Raw genomic sequence first — 17,901 nt, forward strand, 5'->3', positions numbered from 1 at the left:
ACGGCCGATCCTACCGGGGATTCGACTCGCCCTGTACCACGCGAGCGTCGTCCGGGACCGCACTCTCCAGCACGAGAGCGGTGGCGATCGCGGCCACACCCTCGCCGCGGCCGGTCAGGCCGAGCCCGTCGGTCGTGGTGGCCGAGACGGAGACGGGCGCCCCCAGGATGTTCGTGAGCAGTGTCTGCGCCTCCACCCGACGTGGGCCGACGCGCGGACGATTGCCGATGACCTGGACCGCGGCGTTGCCCACGCGCATCGACTGCTGCGCGAGCAGTTCGCGCACGTGCATGAGCATGGTGGCGCCGCTGACGCCGTCCCATTCGGGGCGACCCGTGCCGAACACCGAGCCCAGATCTCCCAGACCGGCCGCGGACAGCAGCGCGTCGCAGAGTGCGTGCGCCGCGACGTCGCCGTCGGAATGCCCGGCACAGCCGTCGGCGTCCTCGAACAACAGTCCGGCGATCCAGCACTCACGCCCCACCTCGACGGGGTGGACGTCGGAACCGATCCCTACGCGCATGGTCTCCCTCTCACGACTGTGTCCGGCGGGCGACGAGTGCGCGAGCCAGGACCAGATCCATCGGGGTGGTGATCTTGAAGGCCTCGGCGTCGCCGACGACCGTGTGCACGTCGACTCCCAGACGTTCGACCAGGCCGGCGTCGTCGGTGGCCGTCTCGGGAAAGGAATCGTAGGCACGCCTCAGGGTCACCCCGTCGAATCCCTGCGGCGTCTGCACCGAGCGCAGCGTGGCCCGGTCGACCGTTCCGGTGACCACACCGGCGGCATCGACGGACTTCATCGTGTCGACGACGGGCAGCACCGGCACCACGGCCGACGCACCGGCGCCGACCGCCTCGACGACGCGGGTGATCAGGCTCGGCGGCGTCAGGCAGCGTGCGGCGTCGTGCACGAGCACGATGTCCGCCGCACCGGCCACTGCCAGGCCGGCCCGCACCGAATCGGTGCGCTCGGCTCCGCCGACGACGACGTCCACCGGCAGGACGCAGGACTCGACCAGACGAGAGGTCGTGTCCTGCAGAATGTTCGGGACCACCACCACGACACGAGAAAGGGCGCCGGAGGCCGACAGGCCGTCCAGCGCCCACTCGAGCAGAGTGCGTCCCGCGAGTTCCACGAACGCCTTGGGCATGTTCTCCCCGAGGCGTACGCCCGATCCGGCTGCCGGAACGAGCGCGACGACGTCCGTCACACGCGCGTCAGGACGCCGCGGCCAGAACCTCGTCCAGCATGGAGTCCGCCCTGACTTCGTCGGTTCCCTCGGCGAGTGCGAGCTCGCCGACCAGGATCTGACGTGCCTTCGCCAGCATGCGCTTCTCACCAGCGGACAGGCCGCGGTCCTGCTCACGACGCCACAGATCGCGCACGACCTCGGCCACCTTGTTCACGTCACCCGACGCGAGCTTCTCCAGGTTGGCCTTGTACCGGCGCGACCAGTTGGTGGGCTCCTCGGTGTGCGGCGCGCGGAGAACCTGGAACACCTTGTCCAGACCCTCCTGGCCGACGACGTCCCGGACACCCACGTACTCGGCGTTGTCGGCAGGAACTCGAACGGTGAGATCACCCTGGGCTACCTTGAGAACGAGGTATTCCTTGGCCTCGCCCTTGATGGTGCGTGTCTCGATATTTTCGATCAGCGCCGCTCCGTGGTGCGGGTAAACGACGGTGTCTCCGACCTTGAAAATCATGTGTTCGGTGCCCCTTTCGATATGGCCAGTTTAACACGCCTCCGATCCGGGGTCGTTCCAACGGTGCAGGTCAGGGGCACAGGGCTGGTGGGGACGCTCTTGACAGGGGGCGGGATACATGTATCGAGCAGGCTGTTCGGCCCGCTCCGGCACCGACTGGCGTCACCCGATCCACACGTCCGGACGGCGAACTACTACGCTGCGTGGTGGTGGCCGCCCGTCGGCACAACTCTCGATGACGACCAGTGGAGGACGACCAGTGACCGCATCTACCGCCCGGATCCGGCCGGCCCGAGTCGCGACCGGCGTCGCGCTCGCTCTCGGCACGGTGATCAGCCTCTCCGCGTGCAGCGCCGGGCAGATCTCCCAGACGGCGACGCAGGTCGCCGCGGTCAACGGTAACGGCGCGGACCAGGGCACCGTCTCCCTGCGCAACGTGCACGTCGCCTACCCCTCCTCCGACGAGTTCGTGCTCGAGCCCGGTGGCCGCGCGGAGCTGATCTTCACGGCGATCAACACCAGCGAGACCACACCGGACCGCATCACCGGCATCGAGACCGAGGGTGCCGCCGAGGTCGTCGTCACCGGTGCCACCGGTGGCACCTCCATCGAGATCCCGGCTCAGGCGTCCGTCGCGTCCGGAGTGCCCGCGGACCAGGACCCCACCGCCCCCGAGGGGTCGCAGTCCATCACCGCCGTGATGGAAGACCTCTCCGAGAACGTGCGCCCCGGACTCACCGTCCCGGTCACCTTCACGTTCCAGCAGGCCGGCGACGTCACCGTCAGCGTGCCCGTCGATCCGGGCCCCGTCACCCCGCGCCTCGACGAAGAGGCCAACGGCTGACGGTCCCCCGTCGGCCGAGCATTCCTGTCGGTAGACACCTCTAGTCTTCGCGAGTGGCCAAGACTCGTACCAGTTATCGCTGTTCGGCCTGTCAGCACACCGTGGCCAAGTGGGTCGGCCGCTGCCCCGAGTGCGAGACGTGGGGCTCGATGGACGAGGTCACTCTCCTCGCCTCCGTGTCGTCCCGCGCGGGTGCGAGCGCCGTTCGGGCGGGCGGCGCGTCGATGATCCCGACGTCGCCGGCACTTCCGCTCACACAGGTCTCCAGCACGTCCTCCATCGCCCGTCCCACCGGGGTCGACGAGCTCGACCGCGTGCTCGGCGGCGGCATCGTGCCCGGCTCGGTGGTGCTGCTCGCGGGTGAACCGGGCGTCGGCAAGTCCACCCTCCTGCTCGAGGTGGTCAAGCAGTGGGCCGAGCGCAGCCCGCAGGACATCGCGCTCTACGTCACGGGTGAGGAGTCGGCGGGGCAGGTGCGTCTGCGCGCCGACCGGACGGGCGCCGTGCACGAGCGCGTGTTCCTCGCCGCGGAGAACGACCTGGCCACCATCTTCGGCCACGTCGACCAGGTCGCGCCCACCCTCGTCGTCGTCGACTCCGTGCAGACCATGCAGGCGTCCGACGTGGACGGCGTCATCGGCGGCGTCACCCAGGTCCGTGCCATCACCTCGGCGCTGACGTCCCTCGCCAAGGGCAGCGGCACGGCCGTCATCCTCGTCGGCCACGTCACGAAGGACGGCGCGGTCGCCGGGCCGCGCTCGCTCGAGCACCTCGTCGACGTCGTCCTGCACTTCGAGGGCGACAAGCACTCCACCCTGCGCATGGTCCGGGGCGTCAAGAACCGCTTCGGCGCCGCCGACGAGGTGGGCTGCTTCGAACTGCGCGAGGGCGGCATCCACGGCGTCAGCGATCCGTCCGGCCTGTTCCTGCACCACCGCGCCGACTCGGTCCCCGGCACTGCCGTCACCGTCACGATGGACGGCAAGCGGGCCCTGCTCGCGGAGGTCCAGGCGCTCGTCGCGCCGTCGCACATGCCCACGCCCCGCCGGGCCGTCAGCGGTCTGGACGCCGCCCGGGTGTCGATGATCCTCGCGGTCCTCGAACGTCGCTGCGGCGTGCAGCTCAGCAGCCGGGAGGTCTACGCCGCCACCATCGGCGGTATGCGGACCACCGAGCCCGTCGTCGATCTCGCGTTGGCACTCGCGGTCGCCTCCGCCGCCCGTGACACCGCCCTGCCCCCGGGAATGGTGGTGCTCGGCGAGGTGGGGCTGGCCGGAGAGGTCCGGCGCGTGGTCGGCGTCGACCGGCGCCTCGCCGAGGCCGCGCGGCTGGGGTTCACCTCCGCGATCGTCCCGTCCGACCAGCGTCGCGGCGTGAAGGACGACACGGCCGGAGATCCACCGGGCATGCGGGTCGTCCGGGTCACCGACGTCGCCGGCGCGATGCAGGGAGCCTTCGAGCGACGACGGAAGTAGACCACTCGACCCGCGGACGGAACGCCGGTGCGGTGAGTACCGGTACCCTGACTCTGCACCACCGGCAACCGGGAACGACGTGGGAGGGGGACCAGTGACCGACACCGTGACGACTCCGGACATCTCCCTCGGCTTCCCGGTACCCCAGTCGTCCCTGCGTGACGCCATCGCCGACCTCGCCCCGGGCACCACGTTGCGCGACGGTCTCGAGCGCATCCTGCGTGGCCGCACCGGCGGACTGATCGTCCTCGGGTACGACGAACAGGTCGAGAGCATCTGCGACGGCGGCTTCGATCTCGATGTCGAGTTCGCCCCCACCCGGCTCCGCGAACTGTCCAAGATGGACGGCGCCGTCGTGTTGTCCACCGACGGTTCGCGCATCGTCCGCGCCAACGTGCAGCTCGTCCCCGACCACACCATCCCCACGGTCGAGTCCGGTACCCGCCACCGGGCCGCCGAGCGCACCGCGATCCACACCGGCTATCCCGTGGTGTCCGTCAGCCAGTCGATGAGCATCCTCAGCGTCTACGTCGGCGGAACCCGGCACGTCATCGAGGGTTCCGCGACCATCCTGTCCCGCGCCAACCAGGCCGTGGCCACCCTCGAGCGGTACAAGGCGCGCCTCGACGAAGTCAGCCGCCAACTGTCCGTGACGGAGATCGAGGACTCGGTGACGTTGCGCGACGCGCTCACCGTCGCGCAGCGTCTCGAGATGGTCCGGCGCGTGTCCGTCGAGATCGAACAGAACGTTCTCGAGCTCGGTATCGACGGGCGCCAGCTCGCCCTGCAGCTCGAAGAACTGGTGGGCGACAACGACTCTGCGCGCCAACTCGTCGTCCGCGACTACCTCGCCGGCACCGACACACCCACCACCGCGGCCGTCGAACGCTCCCTCGCGGCACTCGACCGGCTCACCGACGTCGACCTGCTCGACCTCACGGTGATCGCTCGTGCCTTCGGCTATCCCGGCACCATCGAGGCGCTCGACGCACCGATGAGTCCCCGCGGGTACCGGTTGCTCACCCGCGTTCCGCGGCTGCAGTTCACGCAGATCCACCGACTGGTCGGGCACTTCGGCACCCTGCAGACACTGCTGGCCGCCACCGCAGCCGACCTGCAGTCCGTCGAGGGCATCGGTGGGCTGTGGGCCCGGCACATCAGAGAAGGCCTGTCCCGCATGGCCGAGGCCAGCATCTCGGGGCCGTTCGACTAATCGGCCGGCCTCCGGCCTTCCCGTTCGATTGATCGGCCGGCCTCCGGCCTTCCCGTTCGATTGATCGGCCGGCCTCCGGCCTTCCCGTTCGATTGATCGGCCGGCCTCCGGCCTTCCCGTTCGACTAATCGGCCGGCCTCCGGCCTTCCCGTTCGACTAATCGGCCGGCCTCCGGCCTTCCCGTTCGACTAATCGGCCGGCCTCCGGCCTTCCCGTTCGACTAATCGGCCGGTCTTCCCGGAGGGGTTTCGTGTTCGCGCTGCGACTGCAGCACCTGCCGGAACGCGGAACTGCCGCGGGAACCGACCTCGCTGACGCGGAACGGACGTGCGCTACGTGATGTTGAACGTCTCCGGCGCGCTGCGCAGCTGGCCGAGCTGGCCGACCACGCTGTATCCGCCGGGGCCCACCGGGTTCCGCGGCGCCGCGCACCCGGGCTCGGAGGTGGTCGCGGACCACTTCACGGCGAACGGCGCCTGCTCACCGGGCTGCAGCGTGCGGATGTCGGGAGTCGTGGTGGGGAAGCAGTCGACGTTCGACCAGAGTCGCTGCCCCTCCAGCGTGTAGACCAGCACCTGCTGCAGACCCGAACCCAGATCGCGCTCGCATGCCGAGGTTCCGATGTTGGTGACGACGACGGTGAACGCCGGCTCCTGCCCCGCGGGGTAGGACGGCTGATCGGGCGAGGCCTTCACGGCGAGAGACTGATCCGCGCACTGACCGGGAGCGACGGGCGGAGAGGACGTCGTGGCGGACGTGGACGTCGCCGACGACGAGGACGCGGCGTCTCCGCCTCCGCCGCCACCACCGGAACCTCCTGCCGGAGCGGAGCCTCCGGTCGCGGACGCGTCGGGGCGGTACGTCGTGGCAGCGGACGGTGCGAGCGAGGCGGACGCCGCGGTGGACTCGGAATCCTGCGACCCGCCACCGGCGAGAGACACCACCAGCCACACCACGAGTCCGATGACCACCACTGCGCCACCGATCGCGAGCGCGCGGCGTCGCCAGTAGATCTCGGGAGGCAAGGGTCCGTTCGGCTCGAGCACAGGTCAACCGTATGTGCCGACGCGGTGACCGAGCGGCACCTACTACGGCGTGTCGCTCGCCGTCGCTGACGAGGTGAGCAGATCACTCGCATCGGTGCGGTCGGTCGACCCCATCTCGACGTGTCCGATGTCGCCCAGCGCGCCCTGGAACTCCACCTTGCCCTCGGCCAGCTTGTACGTCAGGCCGACGATGGCGAGTTTTCCCGCGGCGACGCGCTTCTCGAGGATCGACGACCGATCGATCAGCAGCTTTCCGGTCTCGAGGACGTGGCGCGCCTCGACGTCGTCGGCGCGCGTGTACCCCAGCCGGTGGGCGTTGAGGACGGACGGCGTGACCCGCTCGACGATGTCGCGGATGAAGCCACCGGGGACGGTGCCCTCGTCCAGCGCGTTGATGGTCGCCTTGACGGCGCCACAGCTGTCGTGGCCGAGAATGACGATCAGGGGCGCTTCGAGGACCTCGGCGCCGAACTCCAGGGAACCCAGAACAGCCGAGTCGACGACCTGGCCGGCCGTGCGGACGACGAACATGTCGCCGAGGCCCTGGTCGAAGATGATCTCGGCTGCCACCCGGGAATCGGAGCACCCGAAGACGATCGCGGTGGGGTGTTGACCGTCGACGAGCGACGCGCGGTGATCCACCCCCTGGCTGGGATGCTCCGGGCGGCCGTCGACGAAACGGCGATTACCCTCGACGAGTGCGTTCCATGCTGAGCGGGGACTCGAATTAGGCATGGACTCATTGTTACCGAAACATGAGTCACCCGCCGGTGGCGGCCCCGACTTCCGGGAAGGATCACAGACATGGACAGCGAGGTTCTGGTCTCGTGGTACCGACGCGAGGCCAGGGATCTGCCGTGGCGCCGTAGCGGTGTCAGCGGGTGGCAGATCCTGATGAGCGAGGTGATGCTGCAGCAGACTCCGGTGGCGCGGGTCGCTCCGATCTGGGTCGAGTGGGTACAGCGTTGGCCGGTGCCGTCCGCCATGGCCGCGTCATCGCGGGCCGACGTCCTGCGGGCCTGGGGCAAGCTCGGCTATCCCCGTCGCGCCGCACGCCTGCACGACTGCGCCGCCGTCCTCGCCGAGCACCACGGCGACGAGACGCCGTCGGATGTCGAGACGCTGCTGACCCTGCCGGGTGTCGGGGCGTACACCGCGCGCGCCGTCGCCTGCTTCGCCTACGGGCAGCGGGTCCCCGTCGTCGACACCAACGTGCGGCGCGTCGTCGCCCGTGCGGTCCACGGCCGCGCCGAGCCCGGAAACCCCAGCACCACACGAGATCTCGCAGACACCGAGGCCTTGCTGCCCGAGGACGTCGCCACCGCGGCCACTCTGTCGGCGGCACTGATGGAGCTCGGCGCCGTCATCTGCACCGCACGCAATCCCGCCTGCGCGGACTGCCCGCTCCCGTCGTGCGCGTGGGTCGAGGCCGGTCGGCCGGCGCACGACGGACCGCCGAGGAAGGTGCAGAAGTTCGCCGGAACCGATCGGCAGGTGCGCGGAAAACTGATGGACGTACTGCGCTCCACGATGGGTCCGGTGGAGAAGTCCGAGCTCGATCTGGTGTGGACGACCGATCCCGGCCAACGTGACCGTGCCCTGAACTCGCTACTGGTCGACGGGCTCGTCGAGCAGACGTCCGCCGGCGCCTTCGCGCTCGCCGGGGAGGGCTCGTAGGAACGACTCGACAGCGCGCCGGTACTCCCCCGGCCGATCGTCGTGCACCAGATGCCCGGCGCCGGCGACCACCTCGTACGTCGAGTCATGATGCAGTGCAGCCATTCTCGCCATCTGACCCGCTGGAGTGACCGTGTGCTCCGCCTCGAGCAGCAGCGCGGGAGCACTCACTGCTCGCCACTCGTCCCAGAAGTCGCGTCGTCCCCATTCGTCCGAGATCGCCGCGAACGTGTCCACGTCTCCGTGCAGGTGCAGCCCGTCCGGCGTCCGCTCGAAGGAGTCGAGGAAGTACTGCCCCGCGACGTCACCGAAGTACGCCAGAACCGCGGCCTCGCCGGGGAACGGCTGGGGCCACGCACGGATGACGGCGGCCCACCCGTCGGAGGTGCGACCGCGGAAGTCGGGAGCCATGTCCTCGACGACGATCCCGCGCACCCGATCCGGTTCGCGCGCCGCGAGGCACCACGCGTGGAGCGCGCCCATGGAGTGACCGATCAGGATCACGGACTCGAACGGCGCCAGCGCCTCGCGCAGCTCGTCGACGAACGCCTCGGTGGTGAGGGTCGCCGGAGCAGCACGCCCGTGTCCCGCCGCCCGGGCGGCGAGGACGTGGCCGTGCTCCCGCAACCAGGGCACCTGCCGCCGCCACGTGTCCGGGCCGCCCATCAGGCCGTGCAGCAGCACGAGGGGCACTCCGGAGCCGCCGTGGTCGTCCAGCATCGCTCGACCGTAGCCGTCGCAGGTAGCCTCGGGTCCATGCCAGTGGTCAAGATCAACGCCATCGAGGTGCCCGAGGGCGCCGGCCCCGAACTCGAGAAGCGCTTCGCCGCCCGCGCCGGATCGGTCGACGGCTCACCCGGTTTCCTCGGTTTCCAGCTGCTCCGCCCGGTCAAGGGCGAGAGCCGCTACTTCGTCGTCACGCAGTGGGAGGACGAGGAGTCGTTCCAGGCCTGGTCGGGTGGACCGGCTCGCGAGGCCCATTCCGGTGAGCGGGCGAAGCCGGTCGCCTCGGGTGCCTCGTTGCTGGAGTTCGACGTCGTCCTGGACGTTCCGGCCCGTCGAGACGGACCGGCCGACCGGTAAACCCGGACATGGCTGTAGGTAAGGTCGGTTCTTCACGGCAGTTCGAGCCACAGCAGTTCGAGCGGGAACGAGGTCGGCGACACATGCCCACGTCACGCAGGTACGCCATTCTGGCCGCTGCCGTCACCGCGACTCTCACGCTCGCCGGATGCTCCGCAGGCGTCGATCCGCTGCTCGAGTCGGGAGCCGCGCGCGGCGACGGATCCACGACGGAACCCGCCGACACGACCGCTGCCCCGGCCGCCGGCGCGCCGATCACGGCGGTCACCGACACCGTCCTCGGTTGGATCACGACGCCGGACCCCACCACGCTCGACCCGGCCGCTATCGACTCCTTCGCGGCGCCCGAGCTGGCGCAGGCACTGGCTCAGGTCGGCGGGCTGCTCGGTCCCGTCGCGCAGATCCTGGCGAGTGGCCCCCTCACCGTGGGCGAACGGACCGAGGACGGCCTCGAGTCCACCGTGCAACTGAGCACCGGCCGGAACGCGCCCGTGACGCTGCGACTGCGCGCCACCGAGGACGGCCTGCTGTCCGGGATCCAGGCTCTGCCCGACACCGAGGGCGTCGACTCCTTCGCCTCGTCGGACGCTGCGCTCACCGCTCTCGGTGCCCGCACGTCCTACGTCGCCTCCCGCGTCACCGACGGCACCTGTACTCCCGTCCACAGCCTGAACGCGGACGACTCCCTGCCGCTCGCCTCCGTCGCGAAGCTGTACGTGCTCGGCGCGGTCGCGCGGGCCGTCGACAACGGGACGCTGTCGTGGGACGAGCAGTTGACCGTCACCGACGCACGCAAGTCGGCCCCGTCGGGACAGTTGCAGTTCGCTCCCGAGGGAACACCGGTGACGGTGCGCGAGGCGACCGACGCGATGATCGCGATCAGCGACAACACGGCCACCGATCTGCTGATGGATCGCATCGGACGGGACGCGGTCGAGTCCGAGGTCACCATCATGGGCGCCGCGAATCCTGCGGCGCTGACGCCCTTTCCGACGACACGCGAGTTCTTCGTGCTCGGGTGGGGACGGCCGGACCTGCGGGCGCAGTGGCGCGACGCCGACACGCAGACCCGCCGCGACATCCTGGCCGGTATCGAGAATCGCACCATCGACAGCGAACCCGTCGATCCGGTGACCGCCGACCTCGACTACCAGGGCATCGCGACGAGGCCTGGTACGCCGGACGGAGTCGAGTGGTTCGGCAGCGCGAACGACATCTGCCGCGCGTACGCGGCGTTGATCACGGGTCCGCAGAGCGACGTCGTGCGCCAGGTCCTCGCGCTGAACCCCGGCGCCGAGGTCGATCCCGCTCGCTGGCAGTACGTGGGCTACAAGAACGGCAACGCCGCGGGCGACGTGGCGGGGTCCTGGCTCTTGACCGACGCTCGGGGACAGGACTGGGTGGTGGCCACCCAACTGCAGTCCGACGAGGCGATCGGCCCCCTGGACAACGCCTACGCGTTCGCCGTCGTCCAGGGGACGTTCGAGCTGTTGCGTTAGCTCTCGAGAGCGGCGTCGAGCGTGATCTCGACGCCTGTCAGGGCCTTGCTCACCGGGCAGGTCTCCTTGGCGTTCTGCGCTGCCTTCGCGAAGCCGTCGGCGTCCAGACCGTCGACCTCACCGCGCACCGTGATCGTGATGCCGGTCAGCTTGAAGCCGACCTCGTCCGGTCCGAGCGACACCTCGGCGGTGACGTCGAGGCTCTGCGGAGTGCCACCGGCCTCGGCGATGACGGCCGAGAGCTGCATGGCGTAGCAGGACGAGTGCGCTGCGGCGATGAGCTCCTCGGGGCTGGTGGTGCCGCCCGCGTCGTCCGCCGCACGCTTGGGGAACGACACGTCGTACGTGCCGACCTTCGAACTGGAGAGCTCGACCTGTCCCGAGCCTTCCTCGAGTGAACCGTTCCATGCTGTCCGTGCTGTACGAGTAGGCATCAGCCATCCTTGTCGCTGGGGAACTCTTGACTCGTTCAGAGTATCCAGCGGCTGTCGACTTCGAACCGATGCCAGGTCAGACGCTCGGGTCGACGGCAATCACCGCAAGGAAGTTGCCGGACGGGTCGGTGAACCACGCGATGTCCGGGCCGTTCCCCCGCATGACACCCTTGTCGTCCTGCGGTGCCCCGTCGTATCGGACGAACTCGACACCTCGCGCTGTGAGGCCGGCGACCGTGGCGTCGATGTCACGCGTCGGGATGTTCAGCACGGTGTGCGTGGCCGGTACGTGATCCGGCTTGGGGTAGGCGAGCATGCTGGTGCGTCGGTCGATGCGAATCCAGGAAGTACCCATCTCGGACGGCAGTACGCGCATGCCCAGGACATTGCGGTAGAAGCGCGTGGTGTCCTCCATGTCTCGGACCGCGATGCCGGAGAACGGCGTCGTCGGAGCGCCCATCTGCGCTTCCATCTCGTCCCGCAGACGGACCAGCTGGATCCAGTTGCCGTCGGGATCCTTCGCGGTGGCGAACAGGTCCCCGTCGCGGCTCTCGAGGGGACTCACCCACTCGCCGCCGAGCGCGTCGATTCGACCGGCGACCGCCTCCGGGTCGTCCGGTTCCACGTTCAGGACGACGCGCGCACCCTCTCGATTCGGGCCCGTCACGTCGTCACGCTTGTCGAACATGACGAAGAAGCCGTCGAGGTCGATCACGGTGTACGGGCCCATCGACATCGGCGGCGCCTCGAACACCTCCCCGTACCACCGGGCGAGCGCTTCGGGATCGGGGCTGGACAGGAGCATCGAGTTCACGGTTGCAGTAGCCATACCGGTACAGACCGGGCGGTGCGGCCGAACTCATCGCGAGAGACACCACGAACGCAGAACGGGCGAGACCCGTGAGGGTCCCGCCCGTTGCCGTGCGTACGTACTACTCGGAGCTCTCGCCCGACTTCGCCAGGTCGACGGTCAACTCGTCGGGAAGGCTGATCGGCTTCTTCTCGCCGCGGAAGGTGAAGACTGCGTCCTCGCCCTGTCCTTCGCCGTCCCAGTTGTCGACGTCGACCAGCACGATCTGACCCGGCTCGATCTCGCCGAACAGGATCTTCTCGGACAGCTGGTCCTCGATCTCGCGCTGGATGGTGCGACGCAGCGGACGCGCACCCAACACCGGGTCGAATCCACGCTTCGCCAGGAGCGCCTTGCCCTTGTCCGTGACCTCGATGGCCATGTCCTTGTTCTTGAGCGCAACCTCCACTCGCGCCAGCATGAGATCGACCATCTGGATGATCTCGTCCTTGGTGAGCTGGTGGAAGACGACGATGTCGTCGATGCGGTTCAGGAACTCGGGGCGGAAGTGCTTCTTCAGCTCGTCGTGCACCTTGAGCTTCATGCGCTCGTAGTTGGAGCCACTGCCCTCACCCGAGGAGAAGCCCAGCCCGACGGCCTTGGAGATGTCCGACGTACCGAGGTTCGAGGTGAAGATCAGCACGGTGTTCTTGAAGTCGACCGTACGACCCTGACCGTCGGTGAGACGGCCGTCCTCGAGCACCTGCAGGAGCGTGTTGTAGATCTCCTGGTGAGCCTTCTCGATCTCGTCGAACAGCACCACGGAGAACGGCTTGCGGCGCACCTTCTCGGTGAGCTGGCCACCTTCTTCGTAGCCCACGTATCCGGGGGGCGCACCGAACAGACGCGATGCGGTGAACCGGTCGTGGAATTCGCCCATGTCGATCTGGATGAGCGCGTCGTCCTCGCCGAACAGGAAGTTCGCCAGAGCTTTCGACAGCTCCGTCTTACCCACACCGGACGGGCCGGCGAAGATGAACGAGCCGGACGGACGCTTCGGGTCCTTCAGTCCTGCGCGGGTACGGCGGATGGCCTTCGAGACCGCCTTGACCGCCTCGACCTGGCCGATGATGCGCTTGTGGAGTTCGTCCTCCATGCGCAGGAGACGCGTGGTCTCCTCCTCGGTCAGCTTGAACACGGGGATGCCGGTCCAGTTGCCCAGGACCTCGGCGATCTCGTTGTCGTCGACCTCGGCGATGACGTCGAGGTCTCCGCTACGCCACTGCTTCTCGCGCTCGGCGCGCTGCGCGACGAGCTGCTTCTCCTTGTCGCGCAGGTTGGCGGCCTTCTCGAAGTCCTGCGCGTCGATCGCGGACTCCTTCTCCCGACGAGCATCGGCGATCTTGTCGTCGAAGTCGCGCAGGTCCGGCGGCGCCGTCATCCGACGGATGCGCATGCGCGCGCCCGCCTCGTCGATGAGGTCGATCGCCTTGTCCGGCAGGAAGCGGTCGTTGATGTACCGGTCGGCCAGGGTCGCGGCCGCCACGAGCGCGCTGTCGGTGATCGAGACGCGGTGATGCGCCTCGTACCGGTCGCGCAGACCCTTGAGGATCTCGATCGTGTGATCGACCGACGGCTCGCCGACCTGCACCGGCTGGAAGCGACGCTCGAGGGCCGCGTCCTTCTCGATGTACTTGCGGTACTCGTCGAGCGTGGTGGCACCGATGGTCTGGAGCTCACCACGAGCGAGCTTCGGCTTCAGGATGGAGGCCGCGTCGATCGCGCCCTCGGCAGCACCGGCTCCGACGAGCGTGTGCAGCTCGTCGATGAACAGGATGATGTCGCCGCGGGTGTTGATCTCCTTGAGCACCTTCTTCAGGCGCTCCTCGAAGTCACCGCGGTACCGGCTGCCGGCGACGAGCGAGCCCAGGTCCAGCGTGTAGAGCTGCTTGTCCTTGAGCGTCTCGGGAACCTCGCCGTTGACGATCGCCTGCGCGAGGCCCTCGACGACGGCGGTCTTGCCGACGCCGGGCTCACCGATGAGCACCGGGTTGTTCTTGGTACGGCGGCTCAGCACCTGCATGACGCGCTCGATCTCCTTCGCGCGTCCGATCACCGGGTCGAGCTTGCCCTCGAGTGCGGCCTGCGTGAGGTTGCGGCCGAACTGGTCGAGCACCAGCGACGTGGACGGTGTGCCCGCCTCGCCGCGGCTGCTGCCGGACTCGCTGGGCTCCTTGCCCTGGTATCCGGACAGGAGCTGGATGACCTGCTGGCGCACGCGGTTGAGATCGGCGCCGAGCTTGACCAGCACCTGCGCAGCCACACCCTCGCCCTCACGGATGAGGCCGAGCAGGATGTGCTCAGTGCCGATGTAGTTGTGTCCGAGCTGCAGCGCCTCACGCAGGCTGAGCTCGAGGACCTTCTTGGCACGCGGAGTGAACGGGATGTGCCCGGACGGTGCCTGCTGGCCCTGGCCGATGATCTCCTCGACCTGGCTGCGTACACCTTCGAGGGAGATCCCGAGCGACTCCAGAGACTTCGCCGCCACGCCTTCACCCTCGTGGATGAGACCCAGCAGGATGTGCTCCGTGCCGATGTAGTTGTGGTTGAGCATCCGGGCCTCTTCTTGGGCCAGGACGACGACGCGCCGTGCGCGGTCGGTGAACCTCTCGAACATCGCTCTCCCTCACACTGATGACGGGGCAGGCGTCGGACCCTCTAGTCCGAACCTCGAGCCCGACTCTCACTCTAGTTGCCGTGACCTTCGAGTGCCGCTCCGCCGGGGAAGTTCATCCGACGGCGAACGGTGGCTCCCACGCCCTCGGCGCGTCCATCGGGACGACACCGGCACCCTTGTATGCAGTCACAACGCACTGCACCGGAGATTCGTTACCACGAGCGACAGCGGATTCACCGTTCCCGCCTTCGCCCGCAGTGAACGGCCTACTCCTGATCGTCACCCGCGGCAATGGGTCGGCGTGATGAGACGTGACGGACATTCCGCCCATCCATTGGAGTCATTGTCATTCAATCGAATGACAATGACTCCGACAGACAGGACAGAATCACGAAGAAAGTTCCCAGGCCCGCACGATCTCGGACGATATGCGGCCCCGCGCGCTGATCTCGAAACCTTGCGTGCGCGCCCATTCCCGTATTGCAGCACTGCGCGCCCGATCGGCCGCTCCGCGTGTCCGCGTGCCCCCGGACGAGCTCGCGGCCGACCCTCCCCCGGTCGTCCGCGTCGACACCCGCCGCGCGTGCTGGATCCACTGATCCATGACTTTCCGCAGCTCATCGGCGTTCGAGTTGGACAGATCCAACTCGAACCATGTGCCGTCCAACCCGATCGACACCGTCTCGTCAGCCGGCACGTTGTCGACGTCGTCGACCAGCGTGACCGTCACCTTCTTGACCATTCGACGCATTCCCCCCTCCGAACACAGCGACACTTTTCGCCGAGCAGGATCGATAATAGCGCGCATTACCGAGGCCTTGCAGCGTACCGAGTGGAATGTTCCATTCGGGCGTCAGCCGCGGTCGGGACGCACCAATGGAAAGAGGATGGTCTCGCGAATACCCAGCCCTGTGAGCGCCATCAGAAGGCGGTCGATGCCCATTCCCGTACCCGTTGTGGGCGGCATCGCGTACTCCATGGCGGTGAGGAAGTCCTCGTCGAGGACCATGGCCTCGTCGTCGCCGGCCGACGCCAGCCGGGCCTGATCGACGAAGCGCTCGCGCTGCACGACGGGATCGACGAGCTCCGAGTAGCCGGTGGCGAGCTCGAAGCCCCGCACGTAAAGGTCCCACTTCTCCACCACACCGGGGATGCTGCGATGGGCCCGGACCAGAGGCGACGTCTCCACGGGGAAGTTGCGGACGAACGTCGGAGTGTGGAGCTGGTCCCCGCAGCTGTGCTCCCACAGCTCCTCGACCAGCTTGCCGTGGCCCCACCCCTTGTCCGTCGGCACGGCGAGACCCACCCGATCGGCCAGCGCACGCAGGTCGTCCGGGCTCGTCTCCGGTGTCACCTCGATACCGACGGCGGCCGACAACGACGGGTACATCTCGATGGTGGTCCACTCGCCCGCGAAGTCGTACGCGGAACCGTCCGCGAGGGTGACCTGGAGCGACCCGTACACGGCCTGGACGACTTCCTGCACGAGCTCGCGCGTCATCACCGCGGAGTCGTCGTACGTGCCGTAGGCCTCGTACGTCTCGAGCATCGCGAACTCCGGGGAGTGCGTGGAGTCGATGCCCTCGTTGCGGAAGTTGCGGTTGATCTCGAAGACCCGGTCGATACCGCCCACGACCGCCCGCTTGAGGAACAGTTCGGGAGCGATGCGGAGGAACAGGTCGATGTCGAGCGCGTTCGAGTGCGTCGTGAACGGTCGGGCGGCGGCGCCACCGTGCAGCGTCTGGAGCATCGGGGTCTCGATCTCCAGGAATCCGCGGCGCTCGAGCCCGTCACGCAGTGCGCGCAGCGCGGCGACGCGGCGGCGGGCGTTCTCCCGCGCCTCGGGACGCACGATGAGGTCGACGTACCGCTGGCGGACGCGGGACTCCTCGTTCATCTCCTTGTGGGCGACGGGCAGGGGCCGCAGCGACTTGGACGCCATCTGCCACTCGTCCGCCATGACGCTCAGCTCGCCGCGTCGGGAGCTGATCACCTCGCCGTGCACGAAGATCATGTCGCCGAGATCGACGTCCGACTTCCACAGCGCCAGCGCGTCCTCGCCGACACCGGCGAGGGAGATCATGGCCTGGAGCTGCGTGCCGTCCCCGTCCTGCAGCGTCGCGAAGCAGAGTTTGCCGGTGTTGCGCAGGAAGATGACGCGACCGGCCACCCCCACCTGCTCGCCGGTGTGCGTGTCCGGCTCGAGCGCGGGATGCGCAGCCCGGACATCGGCCAGCGAGTGCGTCCTCGCGACCGACACCGGATACGCCTCGCGCCCGGACTCCAGCAGCCGGGCGCGCTTCTCGCGGCGGATGCGCACCTGTTCCGGGGTGTCGTCGGTGGGAACGGCGGCGGGGTCGGTGTCTGCTCGTGGTGTCTCGGTCACGACTGCCCAGCCTATAGAGAGGTCAGTGCGCGACGAGAGTGCGCCCTTCGCGCAGGCAGTGCCGTGCGCTCCCCACGACGCCGGTGAGCCCGGCGTCGACGATGGCGCGGTACCCACCGATGACGTCGGACGCTCGCGTGAGCCCCAGTTCCTGCAGCGCCGCGGCGGCCAGCGAGGAGGTGTAGCCCTCGGAGCACAGCACGATCCACTCGACGTCGTGATCCACCGCGATGGCCAGGCGTGCGCTGCTCGTGGGGTCGCACCGCCACTCGAGGACGTTGCGCTCGACGGCCAGTGCCCCCGGCATGGTCCCCTCCAGCGCGCGCTGTGCCTGGGGGCGGATGTCGACGAGCACCGCGCCGCGGGCGACGGCATCGGCCAGCTCGGAGACGTCCGTGCGGCGGTACGTGGACCGTGCGCGCTCGAGCATGTCGTCGATGCTCGATCGGGTGGTGGGTCGAGTCGTCATCACGCGTCTCCCTCGGGCAGGTCGGTCAGGACGGACCGGGTGCGGCGCAGAGCACCGCGCTCGCCGATCTCGTAGTAGGACATGGCCGTCAGCGGCGGCGAGTACGCGTGCACGCTCAGTGTCGGACCGCTCACGGTCACCGGGTCCGATGTCGGGGCCGGTGCGTGGGTGACGTCGTGGACCCACCCCAGCGGGAAGGACGCCTGATCACCCGCGTCCAGGCGGCGGTGATGCAGACCCTCACCGTTCCAACGGTATTCGCTGAGCGAGCCGCTCAGGACGGTCAGCGCGCCGAGCGATCCGGCGTGGTCGTGCAGTTCGGTGGACTTGTCCGGCACCCAGCTGATGAGCCACAGGTCGACCAGATCGTCCGAATGCAGACGGGCACACCACCGTTCACCGGCTGGGAACACTCCACCGGGCGGGAGGAGCGCATCATGGCGACCGTCGAGCACGTCCGCCGCACCTTGATCGGTGAGGCGCAGCAGATCGGCGGGACGCAGAGAGGTGGGGGCGACAGCAGGGAGCGAGAGCACGACAGGACTCCAGGGAGGTGTAATGACAGTCAGGGCAGGCGTCAGCCCCGACAACACTCCCG

The 17,901-nt window shown here is 68.6% G+C and carries 19 protein-coding genes; 6 read left to right on the forward strand and 13 right to left on the reverse strand.

Annotation, left to right across the window (positions count from 1 at the left end; translation table 11 throughout):
- Window positions 1-10: 10 nt before the first annotated feature.
- The 3 genes from ispF to J4E04_RS20285 are packed head-to-tail and all read right to left on the reverse strand — an operon-like array spanning window position 11 to window position 1,710.
- Window positions 11-523 (reverse strand): 2-C-methyl-D-erythritol 2,4-cyclodiphosphate synthase, encoded by a 513-nt coding sequence (ispF, locus tag J4E04_RS20275; protein ID WP_222638871.1) that lies wholly within the window; start codon window positions 521-523, stop codon window positions 11-13.
- Window positions 524-533: 10 nt separating this feature from the next.
- A complete protein-coding gene (gene ispD, locus J4E04_RS20280) occupies window positions 534-1,214 on the reverse strand; it encodes a 2-C-methyl-D-erythritol 4-phosphate cytidylyltransferase (RefSeq protein ID WP_222633166.1) in 681 nt (226 codons plus the stop codon).
- A 7-nt stretch (window positions 1,215-1,221) separates the two neighbouring features.
- Window positions 1,222-1,710, reverse strand: a complete 489-nt coding sequence (locus J4E04_RS20285; RefSeq protein WP_027506450.1) for a CarD family transcriptional regulator — start codon at window positions 1,708-1,710, stop codon at window positions 1,222-1,224.
- A gap of 259 nt (window positions 1,711-1,969) precedes the next feature.
- On the opposite strand from J4E04_RS20285, the gene J4E04_RS20290 reads away from it, so the two are divergent.
- From J4E04_RS20290 to disA, 3 genes are all read left to right on the forward strand, one after another.
- Window positions 1,970-2,554: a copper chaperone PCu(A)C domain-containing protein gene (locus J4E04_RS20290; RefSeq protein WP_056443593.1), complete on the forward strand. Its 585-nt coding sequence runs from the start codon at window positions 1,970-1,972 to the stop codon at window positions 2,552-2,554.
- 53 nt (window positions 2,555-2,607) lie between these two features.
- Entirely contained in the window at window positions 2,608-4,029 is a 1,422-nt protein-coding gene (gene radA, locus J4E04_RS20295; RefSeq protein ID WP_307109567.1) for a DNA repair protein RadA, read from the forward strand.
- 121 nt (window positions 4,030-4,150) lie between these two features.
- Window positions 4,151-5,242 (forward strand): DNA integrity scanning diadenylate cyclase DisA, encoded by a 1,092-nt coding sequence (disA, locus tag J4E04_RS20300; RefSeq protein ID WP_490150584.1) that lies wholly within the window; start codon window positions 4,151-4,153, stop codon window positions 5,240-5,242.
- Between the two features lie 332 nt (window positions 5,243-5,574).
- On the opposite strand, the gene J4E04_RS20305 is transcribed toward disA, so the two are convergent.
- Together J4E04_RS20305 and J4E04_RS20310 are read right to left on the reverse strand one after the other, a co-directional pair.
- A complete protein-coding gene (locus tag J4E04_RS20305; protein ID WP_490149479.1) occupies window positions 5,575-6,288 on the reverse strand; it encodes a hypothetical protein in 714 nt (237 codons plus the stop codon).
- Between the two features lie 42 nt (window positions 6,289-6,330).
- The gene (locus J4E04_RS20310; protein ID WP_051613514.1) at window positions 6,331-7,023 is read right to left on the reverse strand and encodes a carbonic anhydrase; all 693 of its coding nucleotides are present in this window, start codon (window positions 7,021-7,023) and stop codon (window positions 6,331-6,333) included.
- Between the two features lie 69 nt (window positions 7,024-7,092).
- Here J4E04_RS20310 and J4E04_RS20315 point away from each other — a divergent pair, with 69 nt between their 5' ends.
- Window positions 7,093-7,965, forward strand: coding sequence for an HhH-GPD family protein (locus J4E04_RS20315; protein ID WP_037186305.1), 873 nt, complete (start codon window positions 7,093-7,095; stop codon window positions 7,963-7,965).
- Here J4E04_RS20315 and J4E04_RS20320 read toward each other — a convergent pair.
- Window positions 7,897-8,685 (reverse strand): alpha/beta fold hydrolase, encoded by a 789-nt coding sequence (locus J4E04_RS20320; RefSeq protein ID WP_490149480.1) that lies wholly within the window; start codon window positions 8,683-8,685, stop codon window positions 7,897-7,899. The two genes, J4E04_RS20315 and J4E04_RS20320, sit on opposite strands and share 69 nt — an antisense overlap.
- A gap of 36 nt (window positions 8,686-8,721) precedes the next feature.
- On the opposite strand from J4E04_RS20320, the gene J4E04_RS20325 reads away from it, so the two are divergent.
- Window positions 8,722-9,048, forward strand: coding sequence for an antibiotic biosynthesis monooxygenase family protein (locus J4E04_RS20325; RefSeq protein ID WP_027506456.1), 327 nt, complete (start codon window positions 8,722-8,724; stop codon window positions 9,046-9,048).
- 83 nt (window positions 9,049-9,131) lie between these two features.
- Window positions 9,132-10,547, forward strand: a complete 1,416-nt coding sequence (locus J4E04_RS20330) for a serine hydrolase (protein WP_490149481.1) — start codon at window positions 9,132-9,134, stop codon at window positions 10,545-10,547.
- Here the strand turns inward: J4E04_RS20330 and J4E04_RS20335 are convergent.
- From J4E04_RS20335 to J4E04_RS20365, 7 genes are all read right to left on the reverse strand, one after another.
- A complete protein-coding gene (locus tag J4E04_RS20335; protein ID WP_027506457.1) occupies window positions 10,544-10,981 on the reverse strand; it encodes an OsmC family protein in 438 nt (145 codons plus the stop codon). The genes J4E04_RS20330 and J4E04_RS20335 overlap by 4 nt on opposite strands.
- 76 nt (window positions 10,982-11,057) lie before the next feature.
- Complete coding sequence (locus J4E04_RS20340; RefSeq protein WP_490149482.1) at window positions 11,058-11,810, reverse strand: VOC family protein; 753 nt, start codon at window positions 11,808-11,810, stop codon at window positions 11,058-11,060.
- 103 nt (window positions 11,811-11,913) lie between these two features.
- Window positions 11,914-14,448 carry an ATP-dependent Clp protease ATP-binding subunit gene (locus J4E04_RS20345; RefSeq protein ID WP_027506459.1) on the reverse strand — a complete coding sequence of 845 codons (2,535 nt, stop codon included), beginning with the start codon at window positions 14,446-14,448 and terminating at the stop codon, window positions 11,914-11,916.
- A gap of 388 nt (window positions 14,449-14,836) precedes the next feature.
- Complete coding sequence (locus J4E04_RS20350; RefSeq protein WP_222633172.1) at window positions 14,837-15,190, reverse strand: histone-like nucleoid-structuring protein Lsr2; 354 nt, start codon at window positions 15,188-15,190, stop codon at window positions 14,837-14,839.
- A gap of 111 nt (window positions 15,191-15,301) precedes the next feature.
- Window positions 15,302-16,834 (reverse strand): lysine--tRNA ligase, encoded by a 1,533-nt coding sequence (gene lysS, locus J4E04_RS20355; RefSeq protein WP_490149483.1) that lies wholly within the window; start codon window positions 16,832-16,834, stop codon window positions 15,302-15,304.
- A gap of 22 nt (window positions 16,835-16,856) precedes the next feature.
- The gene (locus tag J4E04_RS20360) at window positions 16,857-17,303 is read right to left on the reverse strand and encodes a rhodanese-like domain-containing protein (RefSeq protein ID WP_027506462.1); all 447 of its coding nucleotides are present in this window, start codon (window positions 17,301-17,303) and stop codon (window positions 16,857-16,859) included.
- Complete coding sequence (locus tag J4E04_RS20365; protein ID WP_490149484.1) at window positions 17,303-17,839, reverse strand: cysteine dioxygenase; 537 nt, start codon at window positions 17,837-17,839, stop codon at window positions 17,303-17,305. Before J4E04_RS20365 ends, J4E04_RS20360 begins: the two co-directional genes overlap by 1 nt.
- Window positions 17,840-17,901 lie beyond the last annotated feature (62 nt).

The organism is Rhodococcus sp. NFXS4 (assembly GCF_058139645.1).

What these genes read in the sequence shown, in the direction of transcription:
- ispF (WP_222638871.1), bottom strand. Translation starts at nt 523, where the DNA reads ATGCGCGTAGGGATCGGTTCCGACGTCCACCCCGTCGAGGTGGGGCGT.
- J4E04_RS20285 (WP_027506450.1), bottom strand. Translation starts at nt 1,710, where the DNA reads ATGATTTTCAAGGTCGGAGACACCGTCGTTTACCCGCACCACGGAGCG.
- J4E04_RS20310 (WP_051613514.1), bottom strand. Translation starts at nt 7,023, where the DNA reads ATGCCTAATTCGAGTCCCCGCTCAGCATGGAACGCACTCGTCGAGGGT.
- J4E04_RS20315 (WP_037186305.1), top strand. Translation starts at nt 7,093, where the DNA reads ATGGACAGCGAGGTTCTGGTCTCGTGGTACCGACGCGAGGCCAGGGAT.
- J4E04_RS20320 (WP_490149480.1), bottom strand. Translation starts at nt 8,685, where the DNA reads ATGCTGGACGACCACGGCGGCTCCGGAGTGCCCCTCGTGCTGCTGCAC.
- J4E04_RS20325 (WP_027506456.1), top strand. Translation starts at nt 8,722, where the DNA reads ATGCCAGTGGTCAAGATCAACGCCATCGAGGTGCCCGAGGGCGCCGGC.
- J4E04_RS20330 (WP_490149481.1), top strand. Translation starts at nt 9,132, where the DNA reads ATGCCCACGTCACGCAGGTACGCCATTCTGGCCGCTGCCGTCACCGCG.
- J4E04_RS20335 (WP_027506457.1), bottom strand. Translation starts at nt 10,981, where the DNA reads ATGCCTACTCGTACAGCACGGACAGCATGGAACGGTTCACTCGAGGAA.
- J4E04_RS20340 (WP_490149482.1), bottom strand. Translation starts at nt 11,810, where the DNA reads ATGGCTACTGCAACCGTGAACTCGATGCTCCTGTCCAGCCCCGATCCC.
- J4E04_RS20345 (WP_027506459.1), bottom strand. Translation starts at nt 14,448, where the DNA reads ATGTTCGAGAGGTTCACCGACCGCGCACGGCGCGTCGTCGTCCTGGCC.
- J4E04_RS20350 (WP_222633172.1), bottom strand. Translation starts at nt 15,190, where the DNA reads ATGGTCAAGAAGGTGACGGTCACGCTGGTCGACGACGTCGACAACGTG.
- J4E04_RS20360 (WP_027506462.1), bottom strand. Translation starts at nt 17,303, where the DNA reads ATGACGACTCGACCCACCACCCGATCGAGCATCGACGACATGCTCGAG.